The following is an 11,715-nucleotide window of genomic DNA, read 5'->3' on the forward strand; positions in this document are numbered from 1 at the left end:
GTTCATGGATGGAAAAACCCCGGCGGATTGTTCGTCGCGCCGGGGTCTCGGTCAAGTCAGGCGAGCGGCTTCAGCCGGGCCTCGATCTGCGCGCGGCGCGGTTCGAGGAAGGGCGGCAGCGAGAGGCTTTCGCCCAGCGTTTCGAGCGGTTCGTCCACGGCGAAGCCGGGGCCGTCCGTCGCGATCTCGAACAGGATGCCGTTCGGCTCGCGGAAGTAGAGCGAGCGGAAGTAGAAGCGCTCGACCTCGCCGCTGGAAGGCAGGCGGAAGCCGCGCAGCCGTTCCGTCCAGGCATGCAGGGCCTCGACATCAGGCGCGCGGAACGCGACGTGATGCACGGCGCCCGCACCCTGGTGGGCTGCCGGCAGGTTCGGTTCGACGGCCACGTGCAGTTCGGCTGCCGGGCCGCCTTCACCCATCGAGAAGACATGAACATCGCCCTCGCCATCCGGGTTGGGATAGGTCGAGGTTTCCCGCATGTTCATCACCTGCACGAGCACGGCCTGCGTGTTGCGGATGTCAGGCACGCTGAGCGTGATCGGGCCAAGACCCTTGATCTGGTGCTCTGCCGGGACCGGGCTCCTGTCCCAGGGATTGGACGGCGCGCCGGCATCGTCCACGGTCAGGCGGAAGCGCTGGCCTTCGCCATCCTCGAAGTCGAGCGAGGCGCGGCCCGCGACGTCGCGGATGTCGCCGGCCTTGACCTTGTGTTCGGCAAGGCGTGCCTTCCACCATTCGAGCGACGTCAGGCTGGCGACGCGCAGGCCCGTGCGGGAGACGCTGTGCGTGCCGCGCCGCTCATGGCCGACCGGCCAGTCGAAGAAGGTGAGGTCGGAGCCCGGCGAGGCAAGGCCGTCGGCGTAGAATAGGTGGTAGGCGCTGGTATCGTCCTGGTTGACCGTCTTCTTGACGAGGCGCAAACCCAGAACCTTCGTATAGAAGCGCAGGTTCTCGCGCGCATTCGCGGTGATCGCGGTCAGGTGGTGGATGCCTGTCAGTTGCATGGTCATGTTGAACTCCTCTCCGGAACTCCGGCACATCGGGCGGCCTCGGGGCGAGGCCTGTCGTTGGTCCGAATATCGTTTGTCGCCGCATTTCCCGAAAGCCCGGGCGGGACGAACGGATTGTTCACTTTTATTGAACGGCCATTTCTGCCGTATCGTTGGTTAAGGGGAAATCCGGTCGTTCCGTTCCTGTGCAAGGGGCATGTTTTTGGTGCGACGCAAATCGTTCCGTTAAATTTTATCGTTTCGTAAACCAGCACATGCTTACGTTTATCGTTGCGAAATGAATTTCGTCTCTCCGGGCCGCTCGCGGCGGCATGTCCGAGCCTTCCCACCGATCGCCGATGCGCCCAATTCAGGAGACGATGTATGCTGCCCAAAACTGCGACCGCCAGAAACATGCTCGCCATCGTGGCGGCCGGTGTCGCCACGACGGTGGCCACCGCAGGTGTCCTGGTCTGGCTTTCCTATCGGGCGGTTGAGGAACGGTCGATTTCCGAAATGGTCAATGCCGCCGAGGCCAGCGCCGGCAAGGTCGAGACCTATTTCGCGCAGGTCAAGGCGTTGAGCTGGAACATGCGCTCCACCCTCTATGCGATGAAGGAGACGGGCGCGCCGAGCCGCGAGACGATGAACCTGATCTTCGAGCGGCTGATGGCCGACAATGCCTTCGCCCTCGGCGTCAGCACCGGCTGGGAGCCGAATGCCTTCGATGGCAAGGACGATGCCTACAAGGGCAAGCCCGGCCATGACGCCACGGGCCGCTACGTTCCCTATTTCGCGCGCAGCGAAGGCAAGGTCGGCCTGGAAGCGCTGGTCGATTACGACAAGCCCGGTCCCGGGGATTATTACCAGGTGCCGAAGGCCACGGGTAAGGACTTCCTGACCGAGCCCTACAGCTATGCCGTCGGCGGCAAGAACGTGCTGATGACGTCCTTCATGGTGCCGCTGCTGTTCGACGGCAAGTTCCTCGGCGAGACCGGCGTGGATATCGCGCTGGATGCACTGGCCGGCGACGTCATGCAGCTGAAGCCGCTGGGTGCCGGTTACGTTGCCCTGCTCAGCCAGAACGGCGGCATCGTCAGCCATCCGGATACCGCTCTCCTCGGGAAGTCGCTGGCCGATTCGGGGCTCGACACCGCCGCGTGGCAGGACCTGATCGCCAATCCAAGGGCGGTGAAGGAGATCGCGGATCCTGCCGGCGTGGCGCTCGAGGCGGTGGCCGTGCCAATTCCGCTGACGCCGGATACGACATGGTTTGCCGTGGTCGCCGTTCCCAAATCGGTGCTTTTCGCAAGCGTCTCGTCGCTTGCTACCACGTCCATCGTCGTGATCGCCATCGCGGCGGGCTTCATGGCGGCGATCGGCTGGGCTCTCGCCGCACGCTTCCGCAAGCGCCTCGCCAAGGTGATCAACGCGACGAGCGCGATCGCCGCGGGTCGCATGGACGCCGACCTTTCCGAATCGACGCGTCAGGACGAGATCGGTGAAATGGCGCGCTCGCTTGCCGTGCTGCGCGATGCCGCGCTCGCCAAGGTTCGCCTGGAAGGGGAGGCGGAACAGAGCCGCGCCCTTTCCGAAGAGGAGCGCCGGCAGCGCGCCGAAGAGGCCGCCGAGCGCGAGCGTCAGACCCGCGTGGCCGTCGAGGCCCTTGCCGACGGCCTGCAGAAGCTGGCGGACGGTGACATGACCTGTCGGATCGAGAAGAGCTTTGCCGGTTCGCTCGATCAGGTGCGCCACGATTTCAACGCCTCCGTCGAAAAGCTGCAGGCCGTCCTGCGGTCGGTGGGCGGCAACGCTAATGCGATCCAGGCCGGATCCGCGGAAATCCGCACGGCCTCCAACGATCTTGCCCAGCGCACCGAACAGCAGGCCGCCTCCGTCGAGGAGACCGCGGCGGCGCTCGAGCAGATCACCACGTCGCTCAAGGATGCGACAAAGCGTGCGGAGGATGCCGGGCAACTGGTCGAGCGCACCCGCATCGGCGCGGAAAAGTCCGGCGACGTGGTTCGCCGGGCCGTGGGCGCGATGAGCGGCATCGAGACCTCGTCGCGCGAGATTTCCAACATCATCGGCGTGATCGACGAGATCGCCTTCCAGACCAACCTGCTGGCGCTCAATGCCGGTGTGGAAGCCGCGCGCGCCGGTGAGGCCGGCAAGGGCTTTGCGGTCGTCGCACAGGAAGTCCGTGAACTCGCCCAGCGCTCGGCCAATGCGGCCAAGGAGATCAAGGCGCTGATTACCAAGTCCGGCGAGCAGGTCAATCTCGGCGTGGCGCTTGTCGGCGAGACCGGCTCGGCGCTGGCGCAGATCGTCAACCAGGTGCAGGAGATCGACGAGAACGTTGCGGCCATCGTGCGTTCGGCACGCGAGCAGTCGACGGGCCTTCACGAGATCAACGCCGCCGTCAACTCCATCGACCAGGGGACGCAGAAGAACGCGGCCATGGTGGAAGAGCAGACCGCCGCAAGCCACGCGCTGGCAAGCGAGGCCGCCGCACTCAACGAACTGGTCGCGCAGTTCCGTCTGGGCACGGGCGGCGGCATTGCTGCGCGCCCGACGATCGCATCGGCGGGCGAACACCGTCCCGTCGCATCCGGCGCCCGTGCGCGCGGCAACAAGCTCGTCGCGGCGATGGGCGGCGGGCAGGCCGCCGCGCAGGATTGGGAAGAATTCTGAGATTTGCCGTCAGACCTCAGGAGGGCGGCCACGGAGAGCCGCCTTTCGCAACTGCATCGAAAAGCGTGCTTAAGTTTTGTGCGCTGCATGAATTTTGGTCTGTTTTGGTGCGAAGGCATAGAGGCTTTATTTTAGGGTCTCATTTACAACATTGAATCATTTATATTTTATTGGTTATAACGAAGCTGGCACGCTTCCTGCTTCCTTGGTTTCAGGTCCAGAGGGGACCGAGATAGAAGCGTCCGAAAAACGGTGCTCCGATCAAGCCGCCGCGCAGCCTGAAGGAACCAGCAAGGTTCCGGGATTGCCGGCGGCTTTATTGTTTCAAGCGATGGCCGCATGGCCCTTCGGGGATGGGTACGAAACGCCCGTCTTCCAAATTTCCATCCTCAGCGTTTCGTGGTTGGACTTTCCTCAAGACTGCGTCAGAATTCATCAACATGGAACGCGACGTCCAGTTGTGCCGTCGCTTGCCAGATTGTTCTTCTCGATATAATGAGGACCCACATTAAGTGGGTGTTCCGCAGTTGGAGATGACGATGACCCGATCCGGCAGGATGATGTTGACTGTGCTGGCGCTGTCCTTGGTCTGCCTGCCTGCCCGCGCGGATGGTCTGGCGCATCCGGTTCATGTTGCGCCTATTCATTTCGAGGAGCGGGAGCAGACGGTCTCCATCACGGGGGAGGTCACCGCGCGGGTGGAAAGCGATCTGTCCTTCCGCGTCGGCGGCCGTATTACGGGCTGGTTCGTGGATGTCGGCGATGCCGTTCGTGCCGGCCAGGTCCTTGCGCGGATCGATCCCGAGGAACAGAAGGCGGATGTCGAGGCGGCCGAAGCCGGGGTGCAGGCGGCGGAAGCGCAGCTCAAGCTCGCCCGCGCCAATTTCGACCGCCAGAAATCGTTGCTTGATGACGGCATCAGCACACAGCGCGATTTCGACGATGCGGAGGCGGCGCTGCGCACCGCCGAGGGCGCGCGCGAAACCGCCATCGCCCAGCGTGATACGGCGAAGGACGTGCTCTCCTATACGGAGCTTCGCGCGCCGGCCGATGGCATCGTGACGGCACGCCTGGCCGAAGCGGGCCAGGTGGTGCAGGCGGCGCAGACCATGTTTTCCGTCGCCGATAACGGGCCGCGCGATGCGGTGTTCAACGTCTACGAATCCCTGTTCTTCGAACAGCCGTCCAAGCATTCCGTGCAGGTGACGCTGCTCAGCGACGACAAGGTGCAGACCACGGGCAATGTCCGGGAGGTCTCGCCGACCATCGATACGCAGACCGGCACGGTGCGCGTGAAGGTCGCGATGGACCGCACGCCGCCGGAGATGACGCTGGGCGCGTCTGTGCTCGGTGTGGGCACGCTTGCGCCGCGCCGTGTCGTCGTCGTGCCGTGGCAGGCACTCGCCGAATCCGGTGGCAAGCCGGCCCTCTGGATCGTCGACAAGACGGACAACACCGTAAAACTGCGCCCCGTCGAAATCTTCTCCTTCGAAACGGGCTCGGCACTGGTTTCCGGCGGCGTCGAGGAAGGCGAGACCTACGTCACCGACGGAACGAAACTGCTGCGGCCCGGCCAGACGATCACCGTGACCGAGGAGAAAGCCCAATGAGACGGTTCCTTGTCCTGAGCGCGGCTCTCATCGCCGCGACGGCGCTTGCCGGCTGCAAGAAGGAAGAAGAGGCCGCCGCGCCGCCGCGGCCCGTGCTGTATTCCGTGGTAAAGCCGGTCGCGCTGCCGGGCACCCGCTTCGCCGGCACGGTGCAGGCGAAGGTGCAGTCCGCGCTCGGTTCCCGTGTCGCCGGGCGTCTGGTTTCGCGCAGCGTCCACGTCGGCGATCTCGTGGCGAAGGGCGATGAACTCGCCGTGCTGGATGCGACGGCTTATGAACTGGCGGTTCGCTCCGCACGGGCCGAGCTGTCCAGCGCCGAGGCGACGCTTGCGAGCGCGGTGGCGGCCGATGAGCGGCAACGGACGCTGCTTCAGTCCAACGCTGCCGCAAGGGCGGCCGTCGAGAGCGCCGAGCAATCGCGCGCTGCGGCGGAAGCCGGTCTGACCCGGGCGCGCACGGCGCTCAAGAAGGCCGAGGAGCAGCTTTCCTATACGAGAATCCAGGCCGAGTTCGATGGCGTCGTCGTCGCCACGGGGGCGGAAGTCGGGCAGACCGTGTCGCCGGGCGAGGCGATCGTGACCATTGCCCGCCCGGACGAACGCGATGCGGTGGTGGATATCCCCGAGACCGCGGTCGCCATTGCGGTTGGCAGCCGGTTCCGCGTCTCGCTCCAGATCAATCCTGCCATCACCGTCATGGGTGCCGTGCGCGAGGTCGCGCCGTCCGCCGACGCGGTCACCCGCACGCGGCGTGTGAAGATCGCCCTGGAAAACCCGCCGGACACGGTGCGGCTCGGCACGACGATTACGGCCGAACTGGAGGGTCCGGACCTCACGACGATCATGGTGCCGGAGACGGCCATCCTCGTGAAGGACGGCAAGCCGCATGTCTGGATCGTCGATGCGCAGAAGGGTGAAGTGCATCTCGCCGCCGTCGAGACGGGGGCTGCCGCCGGCCGGTATCTCTCCGTCTCAAGCGGGCTCAAAGAGGGCGACCGCGTGGTTACCGCCGGGGTGAACAGCCTGGAGGACGGCCAGAAAGTGAAGATCGAAGACGAGGCAAGCCTATGAAGAAGTTCAACCTTTCGGACTGGGCGCTCGATCATGCGTCGCTTGTCTGGTATTTCATGATCGTCTTCGCGCTGCTCGGCTTCTTCACCTACCAGAATCTCGGGCGTGAGGAGGATCCGTCCTTCGTCATCAAGACCATGACGGTCAGCGCCGCCTGGCCGGGCGCCTCCGTCGAGGAGACGACGCGGCAGGTGACGGAGCGCATCGAGCGCAAGCTGGAGGAGCTGGAATCGCTCGATTTCACACGCAGCGTGACGACGCCCGGCCAGACGCTGGTCTTCGTCAACCTGAAGCCGACGACGCGCGCCCGCGACGTGGCGCCGACGTGGCAGACCGTCCGCAACATGATCAACGATATCAGGGGGGAATTTCCCTCCGGTGTCGTCGGCCCCGCCTTCAACGACCGCTTCGGCGATGTGTTCGGCAATATCTATGCCTTCACCGCCGATGGCCTGACCCAGCGCCAGCTGCGCGATTATGTCGAGGATGCCCGCAGGCGCGTGCTGACGGTGCCGAATATCGGCAAGGTCGATCTCATCGGTGCGCAGGATGAGGTCATCTATCTCGAATTCTCCACGCGCCAGCTTGCCGCGCTCGGCATTTCCACCCAGCAGGTCGTCTCGACGCTGCAGGCGCAGAACGCAATCGCACCATCCGGCGTGGTGCAGGGCGGCGGGGAACGTGTCAGCGTGCGCGTCGGCGGGCAGTTCAGTTCGGAGGACAGCCTCCGCGAGGTCAATCTGCGCGTCAATAACCGCTTCTTCCGGCTGAGCGACATCGCCACCATCACGCGGGGTTACGAAGACCCGCCGTCCGCACTGTTCCGGTTCAACGGCCAACCGGCGATCGGCCTGGCGATCGGCATGAAGCAGGGCTCGAACCTGCTGGAATTCGGCGCGGCGGTCGAGAAAAAGATCGAGACGCTGTCTGAGGAGCTGCCCGTCGGCGTCGACGTGCATCTCGTCTCCGACCAGCCGAAGGTCGTCGAGGAAGCGGTGTCGGGCTTCACGCGTGCGCTGTTCGAGGCGGTGGCCATCGTCCTCATCGTCAGTTTCGTGAGCCTCGGCCTGCGGGCGGGCCTCGTCGTGGCGCTCTCCATACCGCTGACGCTCGGCATCACCTTCGTCTTCATGTATTATGACGGCATATCGCTCCAGCGCGTTTCGCTCGGCGCACTCATCATCGCGCTCGGGCTTCTCGTCGACGATGCCATGATCGCGGTGGAAATGATGGTGGCGCGGCTGGAGGCGGGGGATACGCTGCGCAAGGCGGCGACCTATGTCTATACATCCACCGCCTTCCCGATGCTAACAGGCACGCTGGTGACCGTGGCGGGCTTCATCCCGATCGGCCTCAACAACAGTGCTGCCGGCGAATTCACCTTCTCGCTGTTCGTCGTCATCGCGATCTCGCTTGTCGTGTCATGGGTCGTGGCGGTCGTGTTCACGCCGCTGCTCGGCGTGACGATCCTGCCCAAGAGCATGAAGCAGCATCACGACCAGAAGGGCTGGTTCGGACGCATCTTCGCCCGTATCCTCGATGTCTGCATGCGCTGGAAATGGACCACGATCGTCGCGACCATCGCCGTCTTCGCCGTCTCCGTCTTCGGCATGGGCTTCGTGCAGCAACAGTTCTTCCCGTCGTCCGACCGCCCGGAACTCGTCATCGACTGGGCGCTGCCGCAGAACGCCTCGATTGCCGAAACGAACGCACAGATCGCCAAGCTCGAAGAGGAAAAGCTCAAGGGCAATCCCGATATCGAGCGCTGGTCTTCCTATGTGGGCGAGGGCGCGGTGCGCTTCCTCCTTTCCTTCGACGTGCAGCCCCCGTCGCCGGCCTTCGGCCAGACGGTCATCGTCACCAAGGACCTCGAAGCGCGCGACAGGGTCAAGGCGGATCTCGATGCCTATCTGCGCACGACTTTTGTCGGCACGGATGCGCTCGTGAAGCTGCTCGACATCGGCCCGCCGGTCGGCCGTCCGGTCCAGTACCGTGTCAGCGGTCCCGACATCCAGGAAGTGCGCAAGCAGGCGCTGGCCTTCGGCGAGATTCTCGGCCGTAACGACCGGCTGGGCGATATCGTCTATGACTGGAACGAGCCCGCCCGCGTCGTGAAGGTCGATGTCCTCCAGGACAAGGCGCGCCAGCTCGGCGTGACCTCGCAGGATATCGCGTCTGCGCTCAACGGCGTCGTCGGCGGCACCACGGTTACGCAGATCCGCGACGACACCTACCTGATCGACGTCATCGGCCGGGCGAAGGCCGGCGAGCGCCAGTCCATCGAGACGCTGCGCCAGTTGCAGCTGCCGACGGCCAACGGAACCTCCGTGCCGCTCGCCGCCGTCGCCAACTTCCGCTACGAGATGGAGCAGCCGGTAGTGTGGCGCCGCTCTCGCCAGCCCACCATCACGGTCAAGGCCAGCGTGACCGGCGGCGTGCAGCCTGCCACCATCGTTTCCCAGATGGAAAAGCAGGTCGATGCCTTCCGCGCCGAGCTGCCCTCCGGCTATGACATCGCCGTCGGTGGTGCCGTTGAAGAAAGCGCCAACAGCCAGGCGCCCATCGTTGCCGTCGTCCCGCTCATGCTCTTTGCCATGGCGACGATCCTGATGCTGCAGTTGCAGAGCTTCTCGCGGCTGTTCCTGGTCTTCGCGGTGGCGCCGCTGGCGCTTATCGGCGTGGTCATCGCACTGCTCGGCAGCGGGGCGCCTCTCGGCTTCGTCGCCATCCTCGGCGTGCTGGCGCTGATCGGCATCCTCATCCGCAACTCGGTGATCCTCGTGGTGCAGATCGAGCATCTGCGGCTGGAGGGCAAACATGCCTGGGACGCGGTGCGGGAGGCGACGGAACACCGCATGCGTCCGATCATGCTGACGGCGGCGGCCGCCAGCCTTGCGCTCATTCCGATCTCGCGGGAGGTGTTCTGGGGGCCGATGGCTTACGCCATGATGGGCGGCATTATCGTCGGTACGGTGCTGACGCTGCTCTTCCTGCCGGCGCTTTATATCGCCTGGTTCCGCATCAAGCCGGAAGACAAGGACGAGGCGACGCCGGGGCCCGAACCCGTCGCCGCCGCCTGACGCAACCTGCAAATGACCTCGCCGAAAGCGAGGTCATTTCGTTTCGGGTGACGGGGCCGTGTTCCAGTCGGCTCGCGCGGCGATGAAGTCCGGATTGGCGAAGTCGCTGTCGTGCTTCTGGTTGCGCTTGCCATAGACAAGCGGCTCGCCGTCCAGCGTGCGCGTGCCGCCGCCGGCGGCGCGCAGCACGGCGTCGCCCGCCGCCGTATCCCATTCCATGGTGCGGCTGAAGCGCGGATAGACGTCCGCCACGCCCTCCGCTACCAGGCAGAACTTCAGCGAAGAGCCGATGGCCGTGCAGGCATCGATGCCGTGATCGTCGAGAAAGCGGGCGGTCTGCGGCGTGTCATGCGATCGGCTGGCGACGGCGGTGATTGCCGCGCCATGCTTGCGGCAGCCGATGGCCTGTCGTTCGGCGATCGTCCGGCCGCCCGTCACCGTGAAGCGTTCCGCCCGGTTATCCACCGCCACGAAGCCGGAGGAAAGCGCTGGCGCGAAGACGATGCCGGCAATCGGCGCGCCGTTTTCGATGAGAGCGATGTTGACGGTGAATTCGCTGCGGCCCGCCACGAATTCCTTGGTTCCGTCGAGCGGATCGACAAGGAAGAACCGGCCGCCTGAAATGTCCGGCACGATCCCCGCGGCGACGGCCTCTTCGGCGACGACGGGTATGGCGGGGAAATGCCGGCGCAGCGCCGCAAGGATCACCTGCTCTGCCTCTTCGTCCGCTTCCGTCACGGGGGAACTGTCGGGCTTGTGCCGGATATGGGCGCCCGCATCGTGGACAACCATGATGGCGCGGCCGGCGGCGAGCGCCGCGGTCTCCAGCACCTGTTTCAGCTCTGCAAGGTCCGTGTGCATGATGGAATGGCTTAATCCCGGCGCGCTCCGAAAGCAAATGCCAAGACATCGCCGGCTGCGGGTGTGGAAAGATCGGCGCTGCGGGCAGGGTGCGGCGATCTCCCGTCTTGCCGTTTGCGCGCCATGTGCGAAGGTGGCGCATCTCATATGGGACATCGCATGCGCTACTCCGCCCTTTCGATCTTCAGGCAAGCCTTCGCCGGCAATCTTGGCTGGAAACCCGCCTGGCGGGAGCCGGACCCGAAGCCGCATTATGACGTGATCATCGTGGGCGGCGGCGGCCACGGCCTTGCGACGGCCTACTACCTCGCAAAGGAATTCGGCCTGCGCAACGTCGCCGTCATCGAGAAGGGCTATCTCGGCTCGGGCAATGTCGGGCGTAACACGACGATCGTTCGCTCCAACTACATGCTTCCCGGCAACGAGCCGTTCTACGAGTTCTCGCTGAAACTGTGGGAAGGTCTGGAGCAGGACCTCAACTACAATGTGATGTTCTCGCAGCGCGGCATCATCAACCTCTATCACAATGACGGCCAGCGCGATCAGTACATCCGCCGCGGCAATGCCATGATGATGGAAGGCGTGGCGGCCGAGCTTCTCGATCGCGACACGCTGAAGAAGATGCTGCCCTTCCTCAACTTCGATCATGCGCGCTTCCCCATCATGGGCGGCCTCCTTCAGCGTCGCGCCGGCACGGCGCGACATGACGCGGTCGCCTGGGGCTTTGCGCGCGGTGCCGACCGGCATGGTGTCGATCTCATCCAGAACTGCGAGGTGACGGGGATCCGTCGGGAAAATGGCGTGGTCACGGGCGTCGAGACGACGAAGGGCTTCATCGGCTGCAACAAGCTGGCGCTGGCGGCTGCCGGCAATTCGTCGCGCGTCGCCGAAATGGCGGGGCTGAAGCTGCCGCTGGAAAGCCATGTGCTGCAGGCCTTCGTGACGGAGGGGCTGAAGCCCTGCATCGACCATGTCATCACCTACGGCGCGGGGCATTTCTACATTTCGCAGTCCGACAAGGGCGGGCTGGTGTTCGGCGCGGAAATCGACGGTTACTCCTCCTATGCGCAGCGCGGCAATCTCGCGACGGCCGAGCATGTGATGGAGGAGGGGGTGACGATGATCCCCGGCCTTTCGCGCGTGCGGGTGCTGCGCTCCTGGGGCGGCGTCATGGACATGTCGATGGACGGCTCGCCGATCATAGACCGTACGTCGATCGACAACCTCTATCTCAACTGCGGCTGGTGCTACGGCGGCTTCAAGGCGACGCCGGCCTCGGGCTTCTGCTTCGCGCACCTGATCGCCAAGGGCGAGAGCCACCATGTGGCGCGCGCGTTGCGGCTCGATCGCTTCGAGCGCGGCTTCCCCATCGACGAGGCGGGTGCCGGCACCCAGCCCAACCTGCATTGAG

General features: G+C 64.8%; 7 protein-coding genes. 5 read left to right on the forward strand and 2 right to left on the reverse strand.

The window, feature by feature from the left end; translation table 11 throughout:
* Window positions 1–56: 56 nt before the first annotated feature.
* Window positions 57–1,010 (reverse strand): ring-cleaving dioxygenase, encoded by a 954-nt coding sequence (locus B5M41_RS05515; protein WP_134650616.1) that lies wholly within the window; start codon window positions 1,008–1,010, stop codon window positions 57–59.
* Between the two features lie 363 nt (window positions 1,011–1,373).
* On the opposite strand from B5M41_RS05515, the gene B5M41_RS05520 reads away from it, so the two are divergent.
* The 4 genes from B5M41_RS05520 (at window position 1,374) to B5M41_RS05535 (ending at window position 9,443) form a co-directional block, all read left to right on the forward strand.
* The gene (locus tag B5M41_RS05520) at window positions 1,374–3,683 is read left to right on the forward strand and encodes a methyl-accepting chemotaxis protein (RefSeq protein ID WP_134650617.1); all 2,310 of its coding nucleotides are present in this window, start codon (window positions 1,374–1,376) and stop codon (window positions 3,681–3,683) included.
* A gap of 539 nt (window positions 3,684–4,222) precedes the next feature.
* Window positions 4,223–5,293, forward strand: a complete 1,071-nt coding sequence (locus B5M41_RS05525) for an efflux RND transporter periplasmic adaptor subunit (RefSeq protein WP_167719293.1) — start codon at window positions 4,223–4,225, stop codon at window positions 5,291–5,293.
* Entirely contained in the window at window positions 5,290–6,363 is a 1,074-nt protein-coding gene (locus tag B5M41_RS05530; protein ID WP_134650619.1) for an efflux RND transporter periplasmic adaptor subunit, read from the forward strand. Before B5M41_RS05525 ends, B5M41_RS05530 begins: the two co-directional genes overlap by 4 nt.
* Window positions 6,360–9,443 carry an efflux RND transporter permease subunit gene (locus tag B5M41_RS05535; RefSeq protein WP_134650620.1) on the forward strand — a complete coding sequence of 1,028 codons (3,084 nt, stop codon included), beginning with the start codon at window positions 6,360–6,362 and terminating at the stop codon, window positions 9,441–9,443. The genes B5M41_RS05530 and B5M41_RS05535 overlap by 4 nt, the downstream gene beginning before the upstream one ends.
* Window positions 9,444–9,476: 33 nt before the next feature.
* Here the strand turns inward: B5M41_RS05535 and cysQ are convergent, their stop codons facing one another.
* On the reverse strand, window positions 9,477–10,283 hold the full coding sequence (gene cysQ / locus B5M41_RS05540; RefSeq protein WP_167719297.1) for a 3'(2'),5'-bisphosphate nucleotidase CysQ: 807 nt from the start codon (window positions 10,281–10,283) through the stop codon (window positions 9,477–9,479).
* Window positions 10,284–10,463: 180 nt separating this feature from the next.
* Between cysQ and B5M41_RS05545 the strand changes: the two genes are divergently transcribed.
* On the forward strand, window positions 10,464–11,714 hold the full coding sequence (locus tag B5M41_RS05545) for a sarcosine oxidase subunit beta family protein (protein ID WP_134650622.1): 1,251 nt from the start codon (window positions 10,464–10,466) through the stop codon (window positions 11,712–11,714).
* The last annotated feature ends 1 nt before the right edge of the window (window position 11,715 follow it).

The organism is Shinella sumterensis (assembly GCF_004514425.2).
Lineage (GTDB): Bacteria > Pseudomonadota > Alphaproteobacteria > Rhizobiales > Rhizobiaceae > Shinella > Shinella sumterensis.